At 67.1% G+C, this 23,411-nt stretch carries 26 protein-coding genes and 2 tRNA genes; 5 read left to right on the forward strand and 23 right to left on the reverse strand.

Going from position 1 to position 23,411, the window contains the following annotated elements:
* Positions 1–10: 10 nt before the first annotated feature.
* The 7 genes from FHW73_RS11955 to FHW73_RS11985 form a co-directional block, all read right to left on the reverse strand.
* Positions 11–211 (reverse strand): hypothetical protein, encoded by a 201-nt coding sequence (locus FHW73_RS11955; RefSeq protein ID WP_183426945.1) that lies wholly within the window; start codon positions 209–211, stop codon positions 11–13.
* A 3-nt stretch (positions 212–214) separates the two neighbouring features.
* A complete protein-coding gene (locus FHW73_RS11960) occupies positions 215–496 on the reverse strand; it encodes a single-stranded DNA-binding protein (protein ID WP_183426946.1) in 282 nt (93 codons plus the stop codon).
* The gene (locus tag FHW73_RS17480; RefSeq protein WP_255492945.1) at positions 493–813 is read right to left on the reverse strand and encodes a hypothetical protein; all 321 of its coding nucleotides are present in this window, start codon (positions 811–813) and stop codon (positions 493–495) included. Before FHW73_RS17480 ends, FHW73_RS11960 begins: the two co-directional genes overlap by 4 nt.
* Positions 814–1,464: 651 nt before the next feature.
* Entirely contained in the window at positions 1,465–1,695 is a 231-nt protein-coding gene (locus FHW73_RS11970) for a hypothetical protein (protein WP_183426948.1), read from the reverse strand.
* Positions 1,695–1,877, reverse strand: a complete 183-nt coding sequence (locus FHW73_RS11975) for a hypothetical protein (RefSeq protein ID WP_183426949.1) — start codon at positions 1,875–1,877, stop codon at positions 1,695–1,697. Before FHW73_RS11975 ends, FHW73_RS11970 begins: the two co-directional genes overlap by 1 nt.
* On the reverse strand, positions 1,874–2,053 hold the full coding sequence (locus FHW73_RS11980; RefSeq protein ID WP_183426950.1) for a hypothetical protein: 180 nt from the start codon (positions 2,051–2,053) through the stop codon (positions 1,874–1,876). The genes FHW73_RS11975 and FHW73_RS11980 overlap by 4 nt, the downstream gene beginning before the upstream one ends.
* Entirely contained in the window at positions 2,050–2,190 is a 141-nt protein-coding gene (locus tag FHW73_RS11985; protein WP_183426951.1) for a hypothetical protein, read from the reverse strand. The genes FHW73_RS11980 and FHW73_RS11985 overlap by 4 nt, the downstream gene beginning before the upstream one ends.
* Before the next feature lie 175 nt (positions 2,191–2,365).
* Here FHW73_RS11985 and FHW73_RS11990 point away from each other — a divergent pair, with 175 nt between their 5' ends.
* Complete coding sequence (locus FHW73_RS11990; protein WP_183426952.1) at positions 2,366–2,767, forward strand: helix-turn-helix domain-containing protein; 402 nt, start codon at positions 2,366–2,368, stop codon at positions 2,765–2,767.
* A 95-nt stretch (positions 2,768–2,862) separates the two neighbouring features.
* On the opposite strand, the gene sigJ is transcribed toward FHW73_RS11990, so the two are convergent.
* The 4 genes from sigJ to FHW73_RS12010 all read right to left on the reverse strand — a co-directional run bounded on the left by sigJ (position 2,863) and on the right by FHW73_RS12010 (position 6,013).
* A complete protein-coding gene (sigJ, locus tag FHW73_RS11995; RefSeq protein ID WP_183426953.1) occupies positions 2,863–3,765 on the reverse strand; it encodes an RNA polymerase sigma factor SigJ in 903 nt (300 codons plus the stop codon).
* Between the two features lies 1 nt (position 3,766).
* On the reverse strand, positions 3,767–4,216 hold the full coding sequence (locus tag FHW73_RS12000) for a carboxymuconolactone decarboxylase family protein (RefSeq protein WP_183426954.1): 450 nt from the start codon (positions 4,214–4,216) through the stop codon (positions 3,767–3,769).
* Between the two features lie 112 nt (positions 4,217–4,328).
* A complete protein-coding gene (locus FHW73_RS12005; RefSeq protein ID WP_183426955.1) occupies positions 4,329–5,195 on the reverse strand; it encodes an MBL fold metallo-hydrolase in 867 nt (288 codons plus the stop codon).
* Positions 5,192–6,013, reverse strand: a complete 822-nt coding sequence (locus tag FHW73_RS12010) for an MBL fold metallo-hydrolase (protein WP_183426956.1) — start codon at positions 6,011–6,013, stop codon at positions 5,192–5,194. Before FHW73_RS12010 ends, FHW73_RS12005 begins: the two co-directional genes overlap by 4 nt.
* Before the next feature lie 131 nt (positions 6,014–6,144).
* Between FHW73_RS12010 and gcvA the strand changes: the two genes are divergently transcribed.
* A complete protein-coding gene (gcvA, locus tag FHW73_RS12015; RefSeq protein WP_183426957.1) occupies positions 6,145–7,065 on the forward strand; it encodes a transcriptional regulator GcvA in 921 nt (306 codons plus the stop codon).
* A 44-nt stretch (positions 7,066–7,109) separates the two neighbouring features.
* Here gcvA and FHW73_RS12020 read toward each other — a convergent pair whose 3' ends face one another.
* Genes FHW73_RS12020 through wrbA form a run of 3 tightly spaced genes read right to left on the reverse strand, consistent with a single transcriptional unit; the run spans position 7,110 to position 9,864 of the window.
* Positions 7,110–8,024, reverse strand: coding sequence for a transporter (locus FHW73_RS12020; protein ID WP_183426958.1), 915 nt, complete (start codon positions 8,022–8,024; stop codon positions 7,110–7,112).
* A complete protein-coding gene (locus FHW73_RS12025; RefSeq protein ID WP_221187530.1) occupies positions 8,021–9,241 on the reverse strand; it encodes an MFS transporter in 1,221 nt (406 codons plus the stop codon). Before FHW73_RS12025 ends, FHW73_RS12020 begins: the two co-directional genes overlap by 4 nt.
* Complete coding sequence (wrbA, locus tag FHW73_RS12030) at positions 9,238–9,864, reverse strand: NAD(P)H:quinone oxidoreductase (protein WP_183426959.1); 627 nt, start codon at positions 9,862–9,864, stop codon at positions 9,238–9,240. Before wrbA ends, FHW73_RS12025 begins: the two co-directional genes overlap by 4 nt.
* Before the next feature lie 97 nt (positions 9,865–9,961).
* Here wrbA and FHW73_RS12035 point away from each other — a divergent pair, with 97 nt between their 5' ends.
* Both FHW73_RS12035 and FHW73_RS12040 read left to right on the forward strand, forming a co-directional pair.
* Entirely contained in the window at positions 9,962–10,909 is a 948-nt protein-coding gene (locus FHW73_RS12035) for a LysR family transcriptional regulator (protein ID WP_183426960.1), read from the forward strand.
* Positions 10,845–12,215: an alpha/beta fold hydrolase gene (locus FHW73_RS12040; RefSeq protein ID WP_255492946.1), complete on the forward strand. Its 1,371-nt coding sequence runs from the start codon at positions 10,845–10,847 to the stop codon at positions 12,213–12,215. The genes FHW73_RS12035 and FHW73_RS12040 overlap by 65 nt, the downstream gene beginning before the upstream one ends.
* Before the next feature lie 9 nt (positions 12,216–12,224).
* Here FHW73_RS12040 and FHW73_RS12045 read toward each other — a convergent pair whose 3' ends face one another.
* From FHW73_RS12045 to FHW73_RS12080, 8 genes are all read right to left on the reverse strand, one after another.
* Positions 12,225–12,863 carry a copper resistance protein B gene (locus FHW73_RS12045; protein WP_183426961.1) on the reverse strand — a complete coding sequence of 213 codons (639 nt, stop codon included), beginning with the start codon at positions 12,861–12,863 and terminating at the stop codon, positions 12,225–12,227.
* A 650-nt stretch (positions 12,864–13,513) separates the two neighbouring features.
* Entirely contained in the window at positions 13,514–15,328 is a 1,815-nt protein-coding gene (locus tag FHW73_RS12050; protein ID WP_183426962.1) for a copper resistance system multicopper oxidase, read from the reverse strand.
* Positions 15,329–15,406: 78 nt separating this feature from the next.
* The gene (locus FHW73_RS12055) at positions 15,407–15,790 is read right to left on the reverse strand and encodes a CopL family metal-binding regulatory protein (RefSeq protein WP_183426963.1); all 384 of its coding nucleotides are present in this window, start codon (positions 15,788–15,790) and stop codon (positions 15,407–15,409) included.
* 9 nt (positions 15,791–15,799) lie between these two features.
* Positions 15,800–17,635 (reverse strand): GGDEF and EAL domain-containing protein, encoded by a 1,836-nt coding sequence (locus FHW73_RS12060; protein WP_183426964.1) that lies wholly within the window; start codon positions 17,633–17,635, stop codon positions 15,800–15,802.
* A gap of 141 nt (positions 17,636–17,776) precedes the next feature.
* A tRNA-Glu gene (locus FHW73_RS12065) sits at positions 17,777–17,852 on the reverse strand.
* Between the two features lie 52 nt (positions 17,853–17,904).
* Positions 17,905–17,980: transfer RNA gene (locus FHW73_RS12070), tRNA-Ala, on the reverse strand.
* 99 nt (positions 17,981–18,079) lie between these two features.
* Positions 18,080–18,586 (reverse strand): DUF1249 domain-containing protein, encoded by a 507-nt coding sequence (locus FHW73_RS12075; protein WP_183426965.1) that lies wholly within the window; start codon positions 18,584–18,586, stop codon positions 18,080–18,082.
* 63 nt (positions 18,587–18,649) lie between these two features.
* The gene (locus FHW73_RS12080; RefSeq protein WP_183426966.1) at positions 18,650–19,471 is read right to left on the reverse strand and encodes a pyruvate, water dikinase regulatory protein; all 822 of its coding nucleotides are present in this window, start codon (positions 19,469–19,471) and stop codon (positions 18,650–18,652) included.
* A 113-nt stretch (positions 19,472–19,584) separates the two neighbouring features.
* Here FHW73_RS12080 and ppsA point away from each other — a divergent pair, with 113 nt between their 5' ends.
* The gene (gene ppsA, locus FHW73_RS12085) at positions 19,585–21,963 is read left to right on the forward strand and encodes a phosphoenolpyruvate synthase (protein WP_183426967.1); all 2,379 of its coding nucleotides are present in this window, start codon (positions 19,585–19,587) and stop codon (positions 21,961–21,963) included.
* An 865-nt stretch (positions 21,964–22,828) separates the two neighbouring features.
* Here the strand turns inward: ppsA and orn are convergent.
* Complete coding sequence (gene orn, locus FHW73_RS12090) at positions 22,829–23,392, reverse strand: oligoribonuclease (RefSeq protein ID WP_183426968.1); 564 nt, start codon at positions 23,390–23,392, stop codon at positions 22,829–22,831.
* Positions 23,393–23,411: the final 19 nt, after the last annotated feature.

Raw genomic sequence — 23,411 nt, forward strand, 5'->3', positions numbered from 1 at the left:
CTGGTTGTGGTCATTGACGGATGGTCCGGCTCAACTGTCTGATGCCCCACGCGGTGGCGAACAGCACAAGTTCCGCTGTTAGCAACGCGCCCGCTTGAGCCGGTGAAAGCGGGGGGAGCAACTGAGGGGCAGGCATCCACGCCTCCACAGCGCAGGTGTTGGTCTGCGTGTCGAACTGCACGCAGTAGAGAACGTGGGCCTGCTCGGGCATGGGTTACGCCTTCTTCGGCGGGTCGAGCGGACCGACCAGCCGCACGCGACGGCCGAACTTCAAGCCGCCGTACTCGTTGACCTCGACACTGGAAAGGTCGAGTTGATACAGGCCCGGCGGATACGGGCGCTGGTCGTCGTCCAACTGGACATTGAACGGCTGGGGGAAGTCCTCACCGGTCTCAATCGCGGCCTTCTGCTCGCGAAAATGGATTTCCTTACGGTCTGCGCGTGCGGGGATCGTGCGGGTGTGCACAGCGTCGGATTTGACGATGATATGGCTCATGCGATTGCCTCTAGTTTCCAAGCGATGACCCGGCCCTTGTCGAAGTAGACGCGCCAAGGCGAGGGCCAGAATTCGCCAGTGCGTTTGTCGGCGTATCCGCCGGGAACCTTGCGGATGTCCGCATCGACGCCGAGCGCGTCGCGTGCATCCTGGGGAGATTTCCACCAGCGCAATTCGCGCTTGGATTCGTCGTTGAGGCCACCGACGCCGTGCGTACGGAAACCCTTGGGAAATGCCTCGGCCATTGCGCCGCAGAACTTCGACGCGTACTTGGCGAGATAGCCGACCGCGTTGCGGGCGCGCTCAATCTTGGTCATGCCATGAGGCCACCACCCTGCCCTGTCAGCCTTCGGGAAGTAGTAGCCGCGCGGAATCCAGATCAAGAGGTGGTAGTGGGGTCGAAGGGCCTTGGTGAGTTCTCCGACCCAGAGATAACGGAACAGCGGACGCCCATGCCCCTTTCGTCCTGCAACTTTATGGAAGAAGCGCCGGACGCCTCGAACCAAATTGCTAACGTCGCGAGGGCTGCTGTCACCTCCCGCTCTGTAGGTCGCCGTGAGCATGTACCACGCACCACGCTGCGAGCCTTTGCGCGCTTCCTGGTCATGCAATCTCGCTCCTGTGATTACGCTCTTCCGGAGGCGAGTAGCCCGGATGCGGTTCTGATCGAGTTCGACCGAAACGCGGCCGATACGTGGCCCTGGGCCACTTGTTGAAGAAGGGACAAGCCCAAGGCCGGCCGCTTCGCGGCCAGCCTTCGACGCGAACGGAAGGTTCGTCGCGACGAGCGCAGACGCGTCGGCAGTGCGACGCGCCCAGGCGGCTTCGATGACTTCAGGAGTGAGGCAGCCGTCAGCCATCGGTGCGTACCACAAGCTTGCGCGGCGTGCAGGCATGGCCGAACACGACACCGAGGAAGAAGAAGAAGGCCGCGACATAGCGCGGGTCGGCGGTATAGAGAGCGACCATCACGGCGTCGCCTCCTTGGCCTCAAAGGCGCGGATTTCGGCGGCAATGTGCGCGAGGTCATCCAGCCATTCGCGCTCCCGCCGACGACGCGTCAGAAACGAATAGACCGCAAGCACCAGCGTACGAAGCGCGTAGCAAGCACACGCGCCGACGAAACCAGCAACGAATGCCAGATGGGTGACGGCACGTAGAAACTCCGGCAGTTGATCGGGGGGGATGGGAGTGATCACTAGAAGACCCCCCGCTTGGAGAGGACGATGCAACGCTCGGTCATCGGCCGGAACTCGCAATCGATTTTGGAGACGACCTTCGCAGCACCGAAGAAGAAGGTCAGCACCAAGCAGATGCAGACAAAACAACCGGCGAACAAGCAGCAAAAATCTTCGTAGCCCCACCCTTCGAACGGCTTCATGACTGCACCGCCGCGCGCTCGCGCTCACAGGTCAGCCAGACGCCGCGCCATTCGGCGACACACGGGTCACCGAACAAATCGCGGTTGGAACCTGGACGGGCCTTCTCGGCCAGGAGGTCGGCGTAACGCTCGAAGGCCGCATCGGCGGCGGCGTCAATGACGTGCTGCATGGTCATGCGCGCACCCGACGCACGCAGCACGGAAGCGTGCGGGTCTCGAAGGCAGCGGCGTAGCGGCAAGCGTTGCCGTACGAACGATGCGGCTGCCCTTCCGGCTGCCAAGCGTCGTTGACGTAGACGTAGACCTGATACATGGCGAATCCCCTGCACCCCCTACCCGGTATCCCGGACACCCTCGGGGGGTGCCGAGGGGCCGGGAATTAGGTCTAAGACCTAATGCGGGCGAAGATGAGGGGAATTGCCTAATGTGTCAAGGGGGAATATTGTAATTTGCCTAATTTCCCGACGAACGGTCACCGGAGACCTGTCATGACGTACGCAGCGCAACTCATCGATGCCGTCAAAGAGGCAAGCGGGCTTTCGTCTGATCGCGAGCTAGCCGACGCGCTGGGCGTGAAGCCGCCAACGCTCAACCAGTGGAAGCACAACAAGGGCTCACCCATGCCGCCCGAGCGAGTGATGCAACTATGCGAGATGGCGTCTATCGCAGACGCCGGCCCGTGGCTCGTAGGCGTCCAGGCGGACGCGGTGCGAATTACGGCGGTGCGCCGTGCGCTGGAATCGGTGTTGGACCGAGCCCGCCCGAGCGTGGCGAAGGTCGCGACGCTCGGGGTCGTTTTGCTCGCCTCCTACGGCCTCATCGGACGCGAGAAAATCGATAACAATCAGTACGTTGCGACGCCGATCACGCAGCAAATGTACATTATGTAAAACGAGGTGTAGGCGGTAGGAGTCCAGGCAATCCCGTTCTATCCACTTCCCGCAGCCTGCGGTCACTAGCTCAGTCGCTCTGCGAAGCGCGCACGTCATTGCACCAAGGTCGCGACCTGCTCCACCCGCGAAAGCTTGTCGGGATTGCGCATGATGAAGATGTCGGCCAGGCGCCCGGCGGCGTCATAAGAAAAGGACGCCGCCGCAGTCACTGTCCCTGTGGGGTCTCGCAGAATCAGGCCCAGGTGGCCGTTGAAGTTCGCGCGCTCGAAGGTGTAGTCGGCCCACCAGACATGCAGGCCCGCTGTGATGAACCGCAGCACTTCGCCCTCGCCGACCATGATCCGGCGCGCCGCGGGCACTTTGCCGCCGCCGTCGGCGGCGAGGCGCACGTCTCGCGACAACAGCAGCGCAAGCTGGTCGGTCTGTCCATCTCGGACGGCACGCTCAAAGGCGATCAGCAGTTCTGTCTGTCGCGCCGGCGGTGTGATGTGTCGCACGCGCGCCTGTCCGACGTGTGCATGGGCGCGCGAGACCAGTTTCCGGCACGCCGGTTCCTGCATGCCCAGTGTCGAGGCGATGTCCGCATAGTCCATGTCGAAGATGTCGTGCAGCAGATAGGCCGCGCGTTCCTTCGGCGTCAGTCGTTCGAGCAGCAGCAGGAAGGCCGACGTCAGTGTCGACGCCAGTTCGGCGGCCGCCTGTGGCTCGATCTCGTCGGCGATGCGCAGCGGCTCGGGCAACCAGGTGCCGACGTAGTCGACACGGCTGCGATGCGCGTTGCGCAGCAGGTCCAGGCAATGCCGGGTGCAGGTGGTGGTCAGCCAGGCGCCAGCGGATGCGATCGCTGCACGATCGATGCGTTGCCATTTCAGGAAGGTGTTCTGCACCGCATCCTCCGCATCGGCCCGCGAGCCCAGCAGGCGATATGCCAGGCCCAGCAGTCCGGGCCGGGCGTCGTCGAAGGCGGTGATGCTGTCGTCGGGCCGGTCGGTCATGTCAGTGATTGGCGATCGCGATGCGGTTCCACTGGTTGATCATCGCCACTTCCACCGTCAGCGCCGCGATCATCGTGTCTTCGAAGTGTGCGCGCAACTGCGTGCGCAACGCGCCGATGTCCGGCTCGCGATCGCTCCCGAGGTGCGTGAGTGCTTCCGTCCACGCCAATGCAGCGCGCTCGGCCGGTGTGTAGTCCGTCATGTGCCGCCAGCCGGCGAGATGGTCGAGACGCGCGTTGGTCTCGCCGTCTGCCCTCGCCTCGCGGGTATGCATGCGGATGCAGTACGCGCAGCCGTTGATCTGCGACGCGCGCAGGTGCACCAGGTGGCACAAGGCGCGCGGCAGTCCGTGCCGGTCGTTGGCCGTGTGCACAGCCAGGAGCGCGCGGTAGACATCAGGCAATGCCCGGTCGACCGGCACCGGCTGTGTGGGGGATTGGGGAGCGTGCATCGTCAGTCTCCAGTGCGGGCGCGTGTGCCCGGATGCAGGTTTGACGATTCGGTGCGCCCGGCTGTGACGTGTCGGCGCGGCCTCGTGCTGCCAGGTGCGGTGGCAGCCCGCTTCAGGTCGGCCACTCGATCCAGTCTCCGGGCGTCACCACCTGCACCGGTACATCCCGCTCTCGGGCGGCGGCACGGAGTGCGCCGATGGAGTCGTCAACTTCGACATAGGCGTCCATGTCGCGCACCCCGTAATGGATCGGCACCAATGTGCGTGCGCCCAGGATCGCGGCCGCTGCCACGGCCTGCTCGGGTGTGAGCACGCCAGGCAGCCCGCTGACGGGATGGCGCCAGCCGAACCGGGCGCCGTTGATCGGCAGGAAGGCGGCATCGAATGGACCGAACTGCCGGGCGATCCGCCACCAGTGGCCGTGCCACAGGGTGTCGCCACCATGGAAGATGCGCCGCCCGCCTGCGGACACGACCCAGGACACCTGCGGATCGCCGTAACCATCCGCAGCGGGCACTGGGACGGCGGTGAAGTCGCCGAACAATTGCGGCTCCCAGAGCGGGCTGGGCCTGGCGCGTACACCGTCGGGCAACGGCTCGGGCCTGATGCCCGCTGGATAGGCCAGAACGCCGCCGTGCCGCAGCGCGGCCGCGGTCGCCTGCGCGTCGAAGTGGTCCGAATGGCCGTGCGTGATCAGCACCGTGGCGTCGGCAGCGACATCGTTCATCGCCACGAGCGTGTCCGCAAGCGCCTCACCCCAGATCTGCGCGTCGATGAGTGGGTCGATGAAGAGCGTCGCGCCTGGCAACTGCAGCCGGATGCCTGCCCAGGCCAGACGCTGGATACGCAGCGACGACGACGGGGTCGAGGCGCCGGACGCCCCGCCCGGTAGTGCCATCAGGGTGGCCAGGCCGGTGCAGTACCTCAGGAAACGCCTGCGACGGGGATCGGTCGGCAAGTGCGGCGCGACGGTCTTCATGCGGCCTGCGCCCCCGACGCCAGCGCCGCGTCCAATGCGAAAATGGATTGCGTGACGATCGCCTCGAGATTGCGGGCATGCCATGTACGCTCGAAGGCGACGGGCACCACGCCAGGCGCGATGCAGTCCTCGATGCGGATCGCAGCCACGCGGGCCGCGACCGTGTCCGGCGACGTCTCCTTGCGAATGTGCACGACGTGGCGTTGGATGCTGTCGAGATAATGCTGGGCCTGCGCAAGCACCGCCGCATCGAAGACGCCGATGTGTCCGCCGACGATCCGCGCGCGTCCGAACTGGCGGATGCGCCCGATCGCGGCCCGCTGCAGCTGCGGATCGGCTTTCGACAGGTACACGATGTGGCCGACGATATTGTCGCCGACGCAGGCCAGATCGGCGCTTGGCACGTCCACGCTGACGTGATCCATGGTCTTGCCGGGGTTGTAGAGCAGGCGCAGTTGGTGTCGGCCCCAACGCAGCGCCATATCGTTGAAGATGAAATCGGGCTCGCGGTAGAACGCGTCGACGCGCCGGTTCTGCGACAGGAAGGTCTGCCGGTGATGTCGGTGCGCCAGCACCCGCGCACAGGGGAACTGCACCAGGCCGGCAATATGGTCGCTCATGAAGTGCGTGGTCGCGATCAGGCGCACCGTCTTGCCCATCTGCCCGCACAGGGTGTCGCGCAGCCAGGCGGCGTCGGCCTCGCTGCCCAGCGCATCGACCAGCAACACCTCGTCACCGTTGACGAACGCCGTGGCCACGGATTCCACCTCGTCGCCGACGAACATCCATACATCGGGGCACAGTGCTTGAACACGCATGTCGAAGGTCCTGATGGGCACCCGTGCATGGTCGCAATGCTGCGCGTGCGCGACAAACGAGTTCGGTTGGCGTTCGCATCAGAAAAACTAACGCGATACGATGCTCGCCGCTTCGACCGGTCGCGCCTCTCGTGAGATCTCGCCGCCCTGCCCCGCTCAATGCGCTCCGCACGTTCGAGGCGGCGGCGCGTCATCTGAGTTTCAACGCGGCGGCCCGCCAGCTGTTTGTCACGCCGGCTGCGGTCAGTCATCAGGTCAAGCAACTGGAAGCGTATCTCGGACTGCCGCTGTTCCAGCGCCAGCACCGTGCGGTCGTGCTCACCGATGCGGGACGGGCGCTGGCGGCGACGCTGGGCGAGGTGTTCGGGCATCTGGATCGGGCACTGGACCAGGCGATGTCCCAGGCGGCCGCGGTGTTGCGGGTCACGACACTGGAGTCGTTCGCTGCGAAATGGCTGGTGCCACGGCTGCATCGTTTCCATCGGGCATGGCCCGGTATCCAGGTCCGGATCGAGACCGGCGACGCCCCTGCGGACTTCGTGCACGACGGCCTCGATGTCGGGCTGCGCTACGGCGCCGGCGGCTATGCGGGCGTGCATGCGGAACGTTTGATGGACGCCGCGGTATTCCCCGTCTGCGCCCCTGCCCTGCTGCTCGGCCCGCATCCGCTGCACGCACCCGCCGACCTGCGCCACCACACGCTGCTGCACGATCGGACGGCGGTCGGTCGGCCCGGCGTGCCCGGCTGGGCGGACTGGCTCGAGGCCGCAGGTGCGACCGAGGCCGATACCGGCACGGGACCGGTGTTCGCCAGCGCCTATCTCGCGCAGGAAGCCGCCATCGCCGGGCACGGGGTTGCGCTGGGGATCGGCCCGCTGGTTGCGGACGATCTCCAGCAAGGCCGGCTGGTCCGCCCCTACGCGCAGACGTCGAAGAATGCGTATGCGTTCTGGCTGGTGCGCCGCGACACGCTGATGCCGACGCCGGCCGTGGACGCGTTCTGCCAGTGGCTGCGCGGCGAAGCCTCGAACGAGCCCGCACGCAACCCGTGATCGGGCCACACCCGAAGGCGGGCCTCTGCGGCTGCGAGGGATGTCTAGAATCGCGTGGCGTAACGCAAACTGAGACGGGTCCCTTCGGACCGGTCCTTCGCCAGGGTTTCAATGTACGCCGCGGCATGCAGCGAGGTGGCGCCGCGTGACCATCCCAGTGCAGGCCCGACGCCCACAATGCGCTCGCGTCCCGGTTGCGCGACGCCGTCGATGCGGTCGTCGGTGATCTGGACCAGCGCGTACAGCGCAGCGCCGATGCGCAGGTCCTGGCCGGCCGAACGCGAGACCGCCGCGTTGAGATGCACCGCTTGCCCGCCCTGGACCTCGGAGGCGTCGAGGCCGGGTGCCGGATCGCGATTGGGGCCGGTCCACAGGTAATGCAGGCGGCCACTGAGCTCCCAGGCCTCGGATCGCTCCCAGGTGAACGCGTAGTGCGGATTGAACTGCAGGACGTTGCGCCCCGCGTCCAGCCGGCCCGGTGTGCCGTAACGGCCGGTGGGCAGGCTGACGTTGAGGTTGAGGCGCTGCCAGAACGGCCGTCCGGCCAGGCGGGCCTGGGGCCATTGCAGTATCAGCGGACTGACGATGACATCGCCCGGGCCGGTGGCCGCCAGGGCACTGCCATGCGCGGGCGTCACCTGCGCATGGATCCACGGCACGATGAGCTCGCCACCCCAGTAAGCGCCCAGGACGCGGCGGTTGGAGATCACGCTGAGCTGGCCGAGCAGCGCCACGGATTCGATCTGCGGTGCGTCGATCGAACGTTGCCCGCGGTCGTCCCGCGAGTGCTGCGCGCGATACACCGACAAGGTCTGCTGGACCATCCAGCCCGGCGCGGCGATGCCGTCCTGAAATGTGCTGTCACCGAGGTTCACCGGCGGCAGCGTCACGTCCGCCTGCGCCTGGCACATCGACCCGCCGGCCAAGGCGAGCACTGCGATGCCGGCGACCGGCCTCACCGCCGGGCCTCCAGCCGAGGCCTGCAAACAGCCGCAGTGCCCATTGCCAGCAGCGCGATCAGCGCCAAAGGCAGCGCCACCCAGTGCCAGCCGGCGGTACCGGCGACGCTGCCGGCAAGCAGCGGACCGAGGACGATTCCGGCGTTGTTGCCCTGTGTCGCCAGCCCCACCACCGAGCCGAGCGTTCCTGGCTGTCGGGCCAGTCGCGGCGCCGCATCGAAGATCGCGACAGGAATGAAGGCTCCGACGAACGAGAACAGCAGGCACAGCAGGTAGGCCAGCTCGCCGGGCAGTGGCAGGACCAGGATGCCGATGGTGCACAGTGCCAGCGTCGCGAAGCTCCCGCGCAGCAGTTGCGTCGTGCCCAGGCCGCGTTGCAGCAAGGCACCACCGGCCAGACACCCGGCGGCACCGGCCAGCACGGCGATCGCGCTGAGCATCCCGGCCGCCGATCCGGCCACTACCAGGCGCGCCTCGAGGATCGTTGGCAGGAACCCGAACAGCGCGAAGAACATGGCGGTGTAGGCACAGAATTGGCCGGCCAGCCACCATGCCCCGCGGTCTGCCAACACCACGCGCAGGCCGTGTCGCCAATGGCGGTCATTGCCCTGCCCTGCGATCGGGCGAAGGTCGCGCGTCCCCAACCCCAGCACCAGGGCATAGACCGCCAGCAAGGCCGCATTCGCCCACCATAGGCCACGCCATCCCAATGCGCCCAGCGTGGGGGCCGCGAACATCATCATCGCCATGCCCAATGGCATGAACATGGCCCATGCGGCGAACGCCGGCCTGCGCGTTGCGACCGTGGTCGCCGCTACCACGAGCGCCGGCGCGGCGACCGTGACCGCGAGAAACCCCAGGCCTTCCAGTGCCCTCGCTGCGAGCAGCGAAGCAAGCGACGGCGCCATTGCCCCCAGCGCCGAGCCGACCGCCTGCAGCAACAGCCCGGCAATGACGGTCGGCCGGGCCTGGAGGCGGTCCGACATCGCGCCGACCGCCACGCTGAGCAGCGCCCCGAGCAGCGCGAAGGCCGACAGCACCCAGGACGCGGCCGACAGCGCCACGTCCAGATCCATCCGGAGCGCCTGCAACGCCAGCGTCGCCTTGCCCACCTGGAAGGCGGACACGATGCCGGCACCGACCACCAGCGACAAGGCAATCCGATCGGTCTCAGCGACCGGCGGCGCGGCCGCCACTTGCGCGGCGTGCGCTGTCACGGCGACACCTCCACGTGCAGCCCGGCCAGTGCCGCCGCGATCTTGGCCACATGCCGCCCCTGGAACCGCGCACCGGCGAGTTCGTTGGCGCTCGGCTGGCGATCGCGGTCGTTTTCCCCGCTGGCCAGCGTCGATGCGCCGTACGGCGTGCCGCCGGTCACCTCGTCCATGCGCAACTGGCCCTTGAACGTGTACGGCAGACCGACGATCACCATGCCCAGATGCAGCAACACGGTGTGAGTGGATTGCAGCGTGGTTTCCTGCCCGCCGTGCTGGCTGCCGGTCGACGTGAACGCGCTGCCGACCTTCCCCACCAGCGCGTCCCGAAACCAGAGCCCGCCGGTCTGGTCGAGGAAGTTCTTCATCTGCGCGGCCATGTTGCCGTAGCGCGTCGGTGTGCCGACGATGATCGCGTCGTACCCCGGCAACTCCGACACGGTCGCAACCGGGGCGGCTTGGTCGGTCTTGTAGCCTGCCTGGGCGGCCACGTCCGTCGGCACCAGATCCGGCACCCGCTTGACCGCGACATCTGCGCCGGCGTCCCGGGCACCCGCAGCGACGGCATGCGCCATCGTCTCGATGTGGCCATAGGCCGAGTAGTACAGCACCAGAATCCGGGGCATGGCGGCGGTCTCCGAAGGGATCGGGGACCACCTTCGCAGCGCAATCCGATCTGCGGAAGTGCTAATGTTTCGGCCATTCCGATCGATGGAATAGATCATGCTCGATGGCCTGACCCTCGACCAGCTGCGCGTCCTGGTGGCCGTGGCCGAAACGGGAAGCTTCCGTGCGGCCGCCCGGCGCATCCGGCGCGTGCAGTCGGCGGTGAGCCACGCGATCGCAAGTCTCGAGGCCCAGCTCGGCGTACAACTGTTCGACCGCGCCGGCCGGCGCCCGACGATGACGCCGGAAGGGCGTGCCTTGCTCGCCGATGCCCGGGCCGTCCTGCTGCGCATGGATACGATGCGTGCCCGCGCACGCGGGCTCGGGGACGGCGTGGAATTGGGCCTGTCGCTGGTCGTCGATACACTGTTTCCGATCCAGGTGGTCGCCCACGCGCTCGACGCAATGCATCGGACCTATCCGTCCGTCGCCGTCCGCCTGCGCGCGGCGCCCTTGGGCGAACCGCTGGTCGCGCTGCGCGAGGAGCGCTGCACGCTCGCGATCACGGTGGGTGAGGAGTTCCGGGAGCCGGAGATCCAGCTCGAAGCGCTGTCGCCGGTGGCCTTCGTCGCGGTAGTCGCCGCCGGACATCCGCTGGCCGGTCAGCCCGGTCCGCTGCTGCCGTCGGCGTTGGCCGAGCATCTGCAGATCGTGCTCGAGGACGCCAGCGCACGGAGCGCGGACAAGGACTTCGGTGTCCTGTCGCCGAGCACGTGGCGTGTCGCCGGACAGGACATCAAGCACGCGATGATCAGCGAAGGCCTGGGCTGGGGACGGCTGCCGCTGTGGGCGGTCGAGTCCGAACTGGCGTCGGGACGGCTGCAGCGGCTCGATGTCGCCGCCCTCGGTCGACACGGGCGCGTGGACCTCGAGGCGTATCTCGCGCATCGCAACGACCGTCCGCTCGGCCCCGCCGCCCGCGTTCTGCGTGCTGCGCTGCATGCGCGACTTCATGGATCACCGGCCGATGGCGCCGGTGCGGCACCGCAAGCCGAGATGCGCTGACGATCCAGGACCACGCCGTTGTGACAGCGCCCACGGCGCCGTCCCGTGCGAACGTAAACGTGATCCTGCCCCCGGCGGCGTGGCAACATCGGCGCCCTCGTCCCACCACGACTGGCATCCGATGTCGCTTCAACGCATTCTCGGCCCCGCGGCCACCGCCATGCTGTCCACCGCATCCGCTGCGGCGGCGCTCGTGATCCTCCTGCTGCCATCGCCTCTGCGCGCCTCCGAGGCGCAGGCGTCCAAAACACGGCAAGACAGCGTGGCGATCGTGGCCGACATGCGACGTGTCGTCACCGATCACGGCGTCGAACGCCTCGAGACAGTCCGGATCGGCGGCATTGACCAATGGGTCTCCATTCGCGGCAGCGATCGCCGCAATCCTGTCCTGCTGATGCTCCACGGCGGGCCGGGCTGGGTGTCGATGCCGACGAGCTGGTACTTCCAGCGTGGCTGGGAGGAGTTCTTCACCGTCGTGCAGTGGGACCAGCGCGGCGCAGGTAAAACCTACGCGAGCCATGATCCCGACGAGATCGCCCCGACCATGACCCGCGAACGCATGGTGGCCGATGCGCTGGAGATGGTGGCCTGGCTGCGCACCACGTTTTCGCAGGATCGGATCTTCGTGCTGGGCCAGTCCTGGGGCAGTTATCTGGGACTCGAAGTGGCGCGACAGCGGCCGGAGTGGCTGCATGCCTACATCGGCGTAGGCCAGATTTCGAATGCACCGGAAAGCGAACGGCGTGGTTGGGCCTGGACGCTGGCGCAGGCGCGCCAGGACGGCAATACAGACGCCGTCGACGAACTGATGGCACTGCAGCCGTATGCGCCGGGCACGGCGCCCGTCCCGCTCGAGGCGCTGTTCAAGCAGCGCAAGTGGCTGAACCACTACGGCGGCATGGTCCACAACCGCCGCGGCGGACAGGCGGAAGCCGCGGCGCTGTGGCTGGCGCCCGAGTACAGCGATGCCGATCTGGCCGCGGTCTGGGCCGGCAACGACTACTCGATGACCCATCTCCTGTCTGGGGTCCTCACGCTGGACATGACCACGATCCGCGAGCTCAAGACCCCGTTGTTCCTGTTCCTGGGTCGCCACGATCACAACGTGTCGTCCGAGCTGGCGGCCGACTGGTTCGCGACGGTCGATGCGCCATGCAAGGAACTGGTCTGGTTCGAGCAGTCGGCACACGAAGTCATGAACGAGGAGCCGGGCAAGATGCTGCTCTCGCTGGTGACGCGTGTGCGTCCGATGGCGACCGGGGCCGAGGGCCCCGGCCCATCGGCCCCGCGCTGTCGTCGGGATTGAACGCGTCAGCTAGAACCAGCTCCTGACGCCGATCACCCAGCGTGTCTCGCGGCCGGTACCGCCATCGGCCTGCTCGAGCGCCCGGGTCTGGCCGAAGCTGCGCGCGTGCACGAGGCCGATGTACGGGGCGAAGCGTCGGGTGACCTCGTAGCGCAGGCGCAGTCCGGCTTCGATCTCGCCCAGGCCGCTGCCGATACGGCGCGCGGGATCGGCCTCGCTGGCAGCCGAGAGCTCGACCGCCGGCTGCAGGATCAGCCGATTGCTCAACAGCCACTCGTACTCGATCTCCACATCGGCGAGCACGCGACCGCGATCGTCAACATGCGCCATCGCCGAGACCTCGAAGAAGTACGGCGCCAGGCCCTGCACGCCGACACTCGCGTAGTTCTTGGCGCGCCCCGGTGCGAAGACATGATGAGCGCCGGCGACGACATCCCACCAGGGCGACACACTGCGACCATAGAGCGCGTCCAGCGCGCCCGCGTGTGTCCGGCCGGACACGCGTTCGCCGCTGGACTTGAGCCACACGCGCTGCAGATCGCCGCCGATCCAGCTGTCCACCTCCCAGCCCAGGCCGTGGCCGTGATCGGTGTCGAAGCCTTCGAGGCGGTCCACGCGGACGAAGTGGTGGATTGCCGAATCGCCCATCGCGTGGGGATGCAATGACGGAAATGCGGCCTGACGGTCGGCGTCGGTGAGCGCAGGGATCGGGGTGCGCGGCAAGGCATCCGCAGGCAGGTCGCCTGCCGCAGGTGCATGCCCGGTGTGTATGTCCGTTCTGTCTGTTGAATGTGCTTCCGCCGCTCCGATCCCCGAGTGATTCATCCCCGAGTGATCCATCCCCGAGTGATCCATCTCCGAGTGATCCATCTCCGAGTGATCCATCTCCGAGTGATCCATCTCCGAGTGATTCATCTCCGAGTGATTCATCTCCGAGTGGGTCTGCGCTGGATGGTGCGTGTTCGCAGGCACCGCCCCATGCGACCGCGGCAGAACCTGGGCAGGTGTCTGCTGCGCCGTTGGCTCGGAATGTTCTGCCTGGTCCGCCGTCGTCTGCGGGCTTATCTCTCGCACGGGCGCTCGATGCGCGTTGCCCTCAGCCGCGTGCCTGGGCTCGGTAGTCGGTTGGTGGTGATGCCCGGGCGATCCATGCGACGCGGCTGCCGGGGGCGCTTGAGGCGATACCTCGACATGCCCATGACCATGCGCATGGGTCTGCGCCTGCGCGCCGCCCGCGGCGACGAGCAGCGCAGCAGCGAGCAACGCGGGGCTGCACTTGCGATGCGATGTGGCGGCGCTCATTCGACCACCTGCACTTCGCGGAACATGCCCGCTTCCATGTGGTACAGCAGGTGGCAGTGGAACGCCCAGCGCCCGAGTGCGTCGGCGCGGACGCGGAAGCTGCGACGCGTCCCGGGCGGCATGTCGACGGTGTGCTTGCGCAATTGGAAGCGGCCGTCGTCGTCCTCGAGGTCGCTCCACATGCCGTGCAGATGGATGGGATGGGTCATCATCGTGTCGTTGACCAGCACGATGCGCAGACGTTCGCCGTAGTTGAGCCGCAAGGGGGCGGCGTCGCTGAACTTGATGCCGTCGAACGACCAGGCGAACTTCTCCATGTGGCCGGTCAGGTGCAGCTCGACGTCGCGCGATGGCGCGCGGCCATCGGGATCGTCGAACAGGCTGCGCATCGCCTCGTAGGTCAGGACCGTGCGGCCGTTGTCGCGCAGGCCGATGCCGGGGTCGTCGAGCTTCGGCGCCGGGGTCATGGTCTGCATGTCGACGAGCGGGTTGCCGTGCTCGCTGTCAGGATGCGCCTGCATCGGCGTGGTGCCATGTCCCATGTCGGCATGGTCCATCGCGGCGTGGTCGTGGCCGCCGCCGCGCATCGCCGCCGTATGTCCGCCCTGCCCCATGCCCGGCCCGGCCCCATTGTCCATGCCGTGCATGCCGCCGTGGCCCATGTCGGCCATGGTCAGGATCGGGCGCGGGTCGACCATGGGAATCGGGGCGCGCAGGCCTTCGCGCACGGCGAGCGTGCCGCTGACGAAGCCGGTCCGGCCCATGTCCTGGGCGAAGATCGTGTAGGCATCCTGGCCGGAGGGTTCGACGATCACGTCGAAGGTCTCGGCCACGGCAATGCGGAACTCGTCGACCGTCACCGGGTGCACGTACTGGCCATCGGCCGCGACGACGGTCATCTTCAGGCCCGGGATGCGGACGTCGAAGTAGGTCATCGCCGAGCCGTTGATGAAGCGCAGGCGGATCTTCTCGCCGCTGCGGAACAGCGCCGTCCAGTTGCCTGGCGACGTCGTGCCGTTCATCAGATAGGTATAGGTATGCGCGTTGACGTCGGAGATGTCGGTCGGCGTCATCCGCATCTGCCCCCAGGCGCGGCGGTCGGCGAGCGTGGCGCGCCAGCCGTCGCGGCGCACATCGCGGGCGAAGTCGCCAGCGGTGCGCTTGTACCAGTTGTCGTGTTCGGCCATCTGCTTGAGCCGCGCGAACAGCGCGTGCGGGTCGAGGTCGGTCCAGTCAGTCAGCAGCACGACGTAGTCGCGGTCAAAGGCGAACGGCTCAGGCTCGATCGGGTCGATGATCAGCGCGCCGTACATGCCGGCCTGTTCCTGGAACCCGGAATGGCTGTGGTACCAGTAGGTGCCGCCCTGGCGCACGTCGAAGCGGTACTGGAACGTCTCGCCGCGATGGATGCCATCGAAGCTCATGCCGGGCACGCCGTCCATGTTCGCCGGCAACAGGATGCCGTGCCAATGCACGGAGGTCATGTCGCCGAAGATCGAGTCCGCAGGTAGCGCATTGCGCACGCGCAGCGTGACCGTCGAGCCCTCGCGCCAGCGCAGGATCGGCGCCGGCAGGCTGCCGTTGATGGTGGCGGCTGGCCGGGTGCGGCCGGTGAAGTTGACCAGGGTCTCGCCGACCACCAGGTCGAAGTCGGTGCCGGCCAGGATCCGGCTGTGCGGGGATTGCAGTGCCCAGGACGGGCGCGGCCAACTGCCGAGGCCGGCGGCCAGGCCGCCGAGCGCCAGGCCCTGAACGAAACGGCGGCGCGCGGGGTCGAAGCCGCGGCGGCCAAAGGAAACATCGGAAGTCATCGTCACTCCATCCGTAGGATGGCCCGGTTGCACGGGCCCTGCGCCCTGCCCCACATCGGGACGGGCGAACGGTGTGGATCAGGCGATGGTGATGGGTGGGCGGATCGGCTGGACGGTGGCAGGATCGCCGCGTGCCTGGGCCACGTCCGCAGGGTGACGTGCCGGCGTTGGCACCAAGGTCAGCGGCCGCTGGCGCGGTATCAGGACCGCACTGCAGCTGTGCAGGCAGAGGCAGCCGCCCTCGTCGTCGCAGGCGTGCGGCGCGGGCACCCCGCCCTGTTCCGAGGGGGCTTGGTCGGTTGTGCCATGGCAAGGCTGCGCATCGGCGTCACTCGCATGAGCAGCGTCATGCATCGAGGCCGCACCGTTCATTGCAGGCGCGGCGAAGACCGCGCCCATCGATTCGATCAGGAGCAGTGCGAGCAGCAGGATGCGAACGGCAGTGGCGGAGACCCGGGGCATCGCGGCCGATTATAGCGAGCCGGCTTGACCGACGGTGGCGAGGTGCCCGGTCTCCGCGCCGGTCAGCGGAGACCCGGAGGCGGCGCTGTCGTGTTGCCGGATGAGCGCGATCAACGCCTCCGGCGCCAGCGGCCGGGAGACGTGATACCCCTGCGCTTCGTCGCACTGCCACTCGCACAGCATCGCCAGCTGGCCGGCCGTTTCCACGCCTTCGGCGACCGTGCGATAGCCCAGCTCGACTGACAGCTTGAGCACGGTCCTGATCAGCCGTGCACGACGTTCGCTGGTTTCGATCCCGACCAGCAGGCCGCGATCGATCTTGATCGTCGTGGCCGGCAATTCGTTGAGATAGGAGAAGTTGCTGTAGCCGGCGCCGAAATCGTCGATCGCGACGTTGAACCCCTGCGCCTGCAGCGCACCGAGCTGGGCGGCCACGCTCCCTTTGTCGCGCAGCCATTCGCCCTCAGTCACCTCCAGCTCCAGGCGCGCGGGTTCGATGCCAAGCTCGCGCGCCAGATCGGCGATGTATGCCGGCAACCGACCGTCGCGGAAATCCGCGCTGGACAGGTTGACCGAGATATCGAGCACCACGCCCTGCTCTTCCCAGGCCAGCAACTGGTGCAGGGCCTGGCGCAGCACCCAGCGCGTGACCAACGGCATCAGTGTCGTGCCTTCGATGACCGGGATGAACTCGTCCGGGGCGATGTCGCCGTACTCGGGATGCCGCCAGCGCAGCAGCGCCTCGACCGAGCCCAGGCGCCCGGTCGACAGGCTCAGGCGCGGCTGATACACCAGCGAAAACTCGCGGGTGTCCAAGGCACGCTCGACCTGGGTTGCCAGGCGGTAATGCCGCTGCAGCCGTGCGTCGCGGTCGCGGTCGTACTCGCACCAGGGCGCGCCGCTTTCCAGCGCCGCGTGCATCGCGGTCACCGCCCGGCGCAGCACGTCGGCCGAATCGTGGGTCGAGAATCCCGCCACCCCGGCATGGAACACCGTCTGCAGGGTCAGCCCGCTGCTGACCACCGGCGCGCTGAGTCGCTCGCGCAAGTCGGCGAGGATCGCCGCGACCTCGTCGCGCGACCGGCCCGCCAGCACGAAGGCGAATCGGGTCACGCCAACGTGGTAGACCCGCGCGGTCTCACCCAGGGCATCGGTCAGGCGAAAGCCCAGCTGTCGCACGATCGATTCGACCGGCGCCACGCCCAGTGCCTGGGTCAGCCGATGGGCGCTCGTCACATCGAGCACGTCGATGATGCACAGATGCGACGGCACGGGGACTGCGGGGGGCGACTGCCGCAGGGCCTCGCGCAGATCCCACGCCAACTGCTGGCGGTTCGCCAGGCCGGTGACCGGGTCGCGCCGCCCCATCGATCGCAGTAGCGAGATCTGCCCGACGACCAGGTTCGCGAACGAGCGCAGTTGCTCGCGCTCCGCCTCGTCCAGCCGCCGTGGGGCGTAGTCGATCAGGCAGATCGTGCCGACCTTGTAGCCGTCGCCGAGCACCAGCGGCGCACCGGCGTAGAAGCGCATGCGCGGCGCCTGCATGACCAGTGGGTTGCGCGAGAACAGCGGATCTGCGGTGAGGTCGGGCACCTCGTAGATGTCGTCCTGCTCGATCGCATGCGTGCAGACCGAGATCTCGCGGCTGGTCCCGCGCAGCTCGGTGCCCACGCAGGACAAGAAATGCTGGTCCACCTCGTCGACCAGGGAGATGAGGACCGTCTTGACCCGGAATGCGAACGCGGCCAGGGCCACGATTCTGTCCAATTCAGGATGCCCTGCCAGCGACAGCAGATCCAGGCTTCGGATCAGCGCGATCCGGTCGGCCTCGTGCAGCTTTCTCACGTCCGTCCTCCCCCTAGGCGCCTTGCGAAACGCTACTCCTGTGGCGTCGACAAGTCATGACGGCAGTGTGCCGCGCGCGACGGCAAAAAAAAACGGGCGACTTCTTGTCGAAGTCGCCCGTTCGCAGCGCGTTGAGTTGAGTGGCGTCCCCACGGGGATTCGAACCCCGGTGTCCACCGTGAAAGGGTGGTGTCCTAGGCCTCTAGACGATGGGGACGCAGAAGCCTGCATCGTGTCGAGAACCGGCCTTGTGGTTGTCGACGAGATTGTGGTGGAGCCAGGCGGGATCGAACCGCCGACCTCCTGCATGCCATGCAGGCGCTCTCCCAGCTGAGCTATGGCCCCACAGTGGGAAGCGCGAAATTGTAGGGATGCCGTGCGGCAACGTCAACAAGTTTTCGCTTCCACTTCGTTCGCAACTTGTGGCCTTCCGGGAGGGGGCCTTCAGCCGAGCAATTCGGCTTCGTTGCGAGCGAGGCGCGCATCATCCAGATTCGGACGCAAAGTTGCAACCCCATGTCCCTGCTCGACCAGATATTGGAGCCACTTGCCCAGAAACGTGTTCATGCGCAAGCGGTGGTCGACCACTTCGGCCGGTGGTGGAAACATGCCGATGACGTCCTGCCAGCGCCGGCCGACGTAGCAGTGCGTTGCCTCGACCTGGCCGGCATCGCGATACAGCCGCAGGTGCGCGGACGGGTCCGGTTCGCCGGTCAGCGGATCGAGCATGGTGTAGCTCAGCCGCAGTTCGGTGGTGTAGCGATGCTGCGCGATCACCTCGAGCTGGACCGTCGGCGTGCCCGGCGCCTGCGACAGGTAGGTGCCGGGCGGCAGGTCGCCAGGATGGAACAGCCGGGTGAGCCGGACGTGGTTCTCGGCATACAGCGCCATCAGCCAGCCGAAGCGGCCCAGTGCGGGCATCCGGACGCGCTTGGAATCGACATTGGGCATGACGCGATCCTACACGCCGCGGAGTGAACCGCCCGGCAGCCCCCGGCGCACGCCCACGTCGCGTCAGTACATCACCCGCTCGATGCCCAGCGTCGACATGACCTTGCTGGAGATCTCCTCGATCGAGGTGTTGGTCGTGCTCAGCACCGGGATGCGCTCGGCGCGGAACAGCGACTCGGCCGCACTGACCTCGTGCCGGCAGGTCTCGAGCTTGGCGTAGCGCGAGTTCGGGCGCCGCTCCTGGCGGATCTGGGCCAAGCGCACCGGATCGATCGTCAGGCCGAACAGCTTGGCCCGGTGCGCGCGCAGCCGCGGCGGCAGCCGGTCGTGCTCGAGGTCCTCGTCGGTGAGCGGATAGTTCGCCGCGCGCACGCCGTGGTGCAGCGCCAGGTAGATGCAGGTCGGCGTCTTGCCGGCGCGCGACACCGCCACCAGGATCACGTCGGCCTCGTCGTAGTTGACCGACATGCCGTCATCGTGCGCGAGTGCGAAGTTCATCGCGTTGATGCGGCGGTGGTAGGTGTCGAAATCGACCATGCCGTGCGCGCGTCCGACGCGCGATTCGCGCGCCTCGACCAGCTCGCGTTCCAACGGTTCGATGAACGGCGCGAAGACATCGAGCACCAGCGCCCCGCTCTCCTCCAGGATCGTCGCCAGAGCGGGGTCGACACAGGAACTGACGACGATCGGGCGTGCGCCCATGGCCTCACCGCGGGCGCGGATGAGCGTCGCGACCTCATGCGCGCGCTCGGGGTTGTCGACGAACGGGATCCGGTTGGTGCTGAACTGCGTGCCGCTGAACTGGGTCAGCAGGCTGTGGCCGATGGTCTCGGCGGTGATACCGGTGCCATCTGAGACATAGAACACAGGACGAGGGGTCGGCATGACGGGACCGTCGCATCGGCGAGCGCCGCGGCGCCCGGGAGGGCTAAAATAACTGTTCTGCGCCGGACCCGCCGGTCCGGCCGTCCACGATCACGCGACACGGAGCCTTCCTCTTGAGCGCCAACATCCTGTGGCTGCACGACCTTCGCCTTACCGACCTGGCCCAGGTCGGCGGCAAGAACTCCTCCCTCGGCGAGATGATCGGCAATCTGGCCAAGCTGGGCGTCTCGGTGCCCGGAGGCTTCGCCACCACGGCCGACGCGTTCAAGGCCTTCATCGCCCACAACGATCTGCATCAGCGCATCTTCGACCGGCTCGCGCCGCTCGATGTCGAGGACGTCGGCGCCCTGACCGCCGCCGGCCGCGAGATCCGCAGTTGGGTGACCGAGGCCCCGCTGCAGCCTGAGCTCGACGCCGACATCCGCAAGGCCTACGCGGCGCTGTGCGCCGAGAATGGCGGCGGCGACATCGCGGTCGCGGTGCGTTCCTCGGCGACCGCCGAAGACCTGCCCGACGCCTCGTTCGCAGGGCAGCAGGAGACCTTCCTCAACGTCACCGGCGTCGAGGACGTGCTGCACAAGGTCAAGGAGGTCTTCGCCAGCCTCTACAACGACCGTGCGATCGCCTACCGCGTCCACCACGGCTTCAAGCACGAGGACGTGTTCCTGTCGGCCGGCGTGCAGCTGATGGTGCGCTCGGACATCGGCGCCTCGGGCGTGCTGTTCACGCTCGACACCGAGTCGGGCTTCCGCGATGTGGTGTTCGTGACCTCGAGCTTCGGTCTGGGCGAGATGGTCGTCCAGGGCGCGGTCAATCCCGACGAGTTCTACGTCTACAAGCCCACACTCAGGGCCGGCAAACCGGCGATCCTGCGCCGCTCGATCGGTGCCAAGCAGCTGCGGATGGTCTATTCCGACGTGCCCGGCGAGCGCGTGCGCACCGAGGACACCCCCGCCGAGCTGCGCAACACGTTCTCGCTCACCGACGAGGACGTGCAGGAGCTCGCGCGCCAGGCGCTGATCATCGAGGAGCACTACGAGCGCCCGATGGACATCGAATGGGCGAAGGACGGCGTCAGCGGCAAGCTGTTCATCGTCCAGGCGCGCCCGGAGACGGTGAAGTCGCGCGCCAAGAACACCCAGATCGAGCGCTTCTCGCTGGAGCAGCGCGGCGAGGTGGTCTGCGAAGGCCGCGCGATCGGCCAGAAGATCGGCGCGGGTGTCGCACGCGTGGTGCGCCGGCTCGAAGACATGGATCGGGTCCGCCCTGGCGACGTGCTCGTCGCCGACATGACCGATCCCGACTGGGAGCCGGTGATGAAGCGTGCGTCGGCGATCGTCACCAACCGCGGCGGCCGCACCTGCCATGCGGCGATCATCGCCCGTGAGCTCGGGGTGCCGGCAGTGGTGGGCACCGGCAACGCGCTGGAGACGATCGAGGACGGCCAGGAGGTCACGGTCAGCTGTGCGGAGGGCGACACCGGCTACATCTACGCCGGCAAGCTGCCGTTCGACCGCATCACGACCGATCTGACCTCGATGCCCGAGGCGCCGCTGAAGATCATGATGAACGTCGCCAACCCCGAGCGCGCGTTCGATTTCGGCCAGTTGCCCAACGCCGGCATCGGCCTGGCGCGGCTGGAAATGATCATTGCCGCGCACATCGGCGTGCATCCCAACGCCCTGCTGCAGTACGACCGGCAGGATGCGGAGACGAAGAAGAAGATCGACGCCAAGACCGTCGGCTACCGCAGCCCGGTCGACTTCTACGTCGATCGCCTGGCCGAAGGCATCGCGACGCTGACCGCCTCGGTCGCGCCCAATCCGGTGATCGTGCGTCTGTCGGACTTCAAGTCCAACGAGTACGCGAACCTGATCGGCGGCAGCAATTTCGAGCCGCACGAAGAGAACCCGATGATCGGCTTCCGCGGCGCCAGCCGCTATGTCGATGATTCGTTCGCCGAGGCGTTCGCGCTCGAGTGCCGCGCGGTGCTCAAGGTCCGCAACACCATGGGCCTGGAGAACCTGTGGGTGATGATCCCGTTCGTGCGCACGCTCGACGAAGGCCGCAAGGTCGTCGAGGTGCTGGAGAAGAACGGGCTGAAGCAGGGCGAGAACGGCCTGAAGATCATCATGATGTGCGAGGTGCCGTCCAACGCGTTGCTGGCGGAGGAATTCCTCGAGATCTTCGACGGTTTCTCGATCGGCTCCAACGACCTGACCCAGCTCACGCTGGGTCTGGACCGCGATTCGTCGATCGTCGCGCATCTTTTCGACGAGCGCGATCCGGCGGTCAAGAAGCTGCTGTCGATGGCGATCAAGACGGCGCGGGCAAAGGGCAAGTACGTCGGCATCTGCGGCCAGGGGCCGTCGGACCATCCGGATCTGGCGCAGTGGCTGATGGAAGAAGGCATCGAGTCGGTGTCGCTCAACCCCGACACTGTCGTCGATACCTGGCTGAAGCTGGCCAAGTCCAAGGCACGCGCGGGCTGATTGCCCTGCTCTACGAAAAGCCCGGGATGTTCCCGGGCTTTTTTGTGGCTTCCGCGCGAGAAAGGCGCTCACTTCGGATGGGCATCGGCCTGCCGGGCGGTCGCCGCTTTTCCCTCGGCAGGCCCGCTTCGCGGTCCGGCCACGCGAAGCACGCGTGGCGTTCGCATGGATGCGCGGCATGCCGCGCACGCCATCCATGCTCACCCTGCCCTGACTCGGGCGCGCACCATCCGTGGTGCGCTCGACGCGGTCACCGCCCGCCAGTCCGCTGCCGAGAACTCTTGCATCCTGCCTTCGGATAGATGCTGTGCATCGCCACTGGAAAGATGGCAGGCACTCGGCTCCGTCAGACTCAACTCATTGCGTCTGTAGAGAGTCACGATACTGACCATAGGTGAGCGATGTCGCTTGCAGGCCACGCTGCACAGGCAGAGCGCGCTTGCTCTTGGCACACCTCTCCCGACGCGGGTGTGCCGGTTCGATTTGTATCCTCATCTGCTGGCGAAGCACGCCGACTGGCGTGCTACACACAAGTGGACCTTGCATCGAGGCCTGCTATTGCAATCTGTCCAGCAAGACACTACGAGACCGAAGACAAAGGGTTCTCCAGCGAGCGGTTGCGCACCTAACCGAAGTCGGGCTGCATACGTTCGCGGCAGCGGACTGGCGGTCGGTGGCCGCGCCAAGCGCGCCAGGGATGGCGCGCGCCCGAGTCAGGACAGGATGTCCTGCCGAGGGAAGAGCGGCTTCCGGGCGGCAGGCCGATGCTTATCCGGAGTGGGCTTGCCCCCCTTAACAAGCGAATCCTCCCGCAACGGCTTGCGCGGCGAATGCTAGAGCCGTGCCATTCATCGCCGAGCAGAGCTCAAGGCTGCGCCAGCGCCGCCATGTGGCGCCGGTAGTGCCGGAGCTCGTCGATCGAGTCGTGCACATCGCTCAGCGCGGTATGCGCCGAGTGCTTGGTGAAGCCCGACAGGATCTGCGGCGCCCAGCGTCGCGCCAGCTCCTTGAGCGTGCTCACGTCCAGATTGCGGTAATGGAAGAACTTCTCCAGCGCCGGCATCTGGCGATGCAGGAAGCGCCGGTCCTGGCAGATCGAATTGCCGCACATCGGCGAGCGGCCCGGCTCGACCCACTGCTGCAGGAACGCCAGCGTGCGTGCCTGCGCCTCGGCCAGGCCCACACCCTGCTCGAGCGAGCGCGCCCACAGCCCCGAACGCGTGTGCTGATTGCGGTTCCAGTCGTCCATTGCCTCGAGCACTTCGAGCGGCTGCACGATCGCCAACTCCGGCCCCTCGGCCAGCACATTGAGATCGCCGTCGGTAACCACAGTGGCGATTTCGAGGATCTGGTCGTGGTCGGTATCCAGGCCGGTCATCTCCAGATCGATCCAGATCAACCGGGTATCGCTGTGCCTGTCGGCATTCATGGGCGGGTCGCCATCGCTG

The sequence above is a fragment of the Luteimonas sp. RC10 genome, assembly GCF_014192745.1.
GTDB lineage: Bacteria > Pseudomonadota > Gammaproteobacteria > Xanthomonadales > Xanthomonadaceae > Luteimonas.

Coding starts and splice junctions, on each gene's coding strand:
- FHW73_RS11955 (WP_183426945.1), bottom strand. CDS start 211: ATGCCCGAGCAGGCCCACGTTCTCTACTGCGTGCAGTTCGACACGCAG.
- FHW73_RS11960 (WP_183426946.1), bottom strand. CDS start 496: ATGAGCCATATCATCGTCAAATCCGACGCTGTGCACACCCGCACGATC.
- FHW73_RS17480 (WP_255492945.1), bottom strand. CDS start 813: ATGACCAAGATTGAGCGCGCCCGCAACGCGGTCGGCTATCTCGCCAAG.
- FHW73_RS11975 (WP_183426949.1), bottom strand. CDS start 1,877: ATGAAGCCGTTCGAAGGGTGGGGCTACGAAGATTTTTGCTGCTTGTTC.
- FHW73_RS11980 (WP_183426950.1), bottom strand. CDS start 2,053: ATGACCATGCAGCACGTCATTGACGCCGCCGCCGATGCGGCCTTCGAG.
- FHW73_RS11985 (WP_183426951.1), bottom strand. CDS start 2,190: ATGTATCAGGTCTACGTCTACGTCAACGACGCTTGGCAGCCGGAAGGG.
- FHW73_RS11990 (WP_183426952.1), top strand. CDS start 2,366: ATGACGTACGCAGCGCAACTCATCGATGCCGTCAAAGAGGCAAGCGGG.
- sigJ (WP_183426953.1), bottom strand. CDS start 3,765: ATGACCGACCGGCCCGACGACAGCATCACCGCCTTCGACGACGCCCGG.
- FHW73_RS12000 (WP_183426954.1), bottom strand. CDS start 4,216: ATGCACGCTCCCCAATCCCCCACACAGCCGGTGCCGGTCGACCGGGCA.
- FHW73_RS12005 (WP_183426955.1), bottom strand. CDS start 5,195: ATGAAGACCGTCGCGCCGCACTTGCCGACCGATCCCCGTCGCAGGCGT.
- FHW73_RS12010 (WP_183426956.1), bottom strand. CDS start 6,013: ATGCGTGTTCAAGCACTGTGCCCCGATGTATGGATGTTCGTCGGCGAC.
- wrbA (WP_183426959.1), bottom strand. CDS start 9,864: ATGCCCCGGATTCTGGTGCTGTACTACTCGGCCTATGGCCACATCGAG.
- FHW73_RS12035 (WP_183426960.1), top strand. CDS start 9,962: ATGCTCGATGGCCTGACCCTCGACCAGCTGCGCGTCCTGGTGGCCGTG.
- FHW73_RS12040 (WP_255492946.1), top strand. CDS start 10,845: ATGCGCGACTTCATGGATCACCGGCCGATGGCGCCGGTGCGGCACCGC.
- FHW73_RS12045 (WP_183426961.1), bottom strand. CDS start 12,863: ATGGGCGATTCGGCAATCCACCACTTCGTCCGCGTGGACCGCCTCGAA.
- FHW73_RS12050 (WP_183426962.1), bottom strand. CDS start 15,328: ATGACTTCCGATGTTTCCTTTGGCCGCCGCGGCTTCGACCCCGCGCGC.
- FHW73_RS12055 (WP_183426963.1), bottom strand. CDS start 15,790: ATGCCCCGGGTCTCCGCCACTGCCGTTCGCATCCTGCTGCTCGCACTG.
- FHW73_RS12075 (WP_183426965.1), bottom strand. CDS start 18,586: ATGCCCAATGTCGATTCCAAGCGCGTCCGGATGCCCGCACTGGGCCGC.
- FHW73_RS12080 (WP_183426966.1), bottom strand. CDS start 19,471: ATGCCGACCCCTCGTCCTGTGTTCTATGTCTCAGATGGCACCGGTATC.
- orn (WP_183426968.1), bottom strand. CDS start 23,392: ATGAATGCCGACAGGCACAGCGATACCCGGTTGATCTGGATCGATCTG.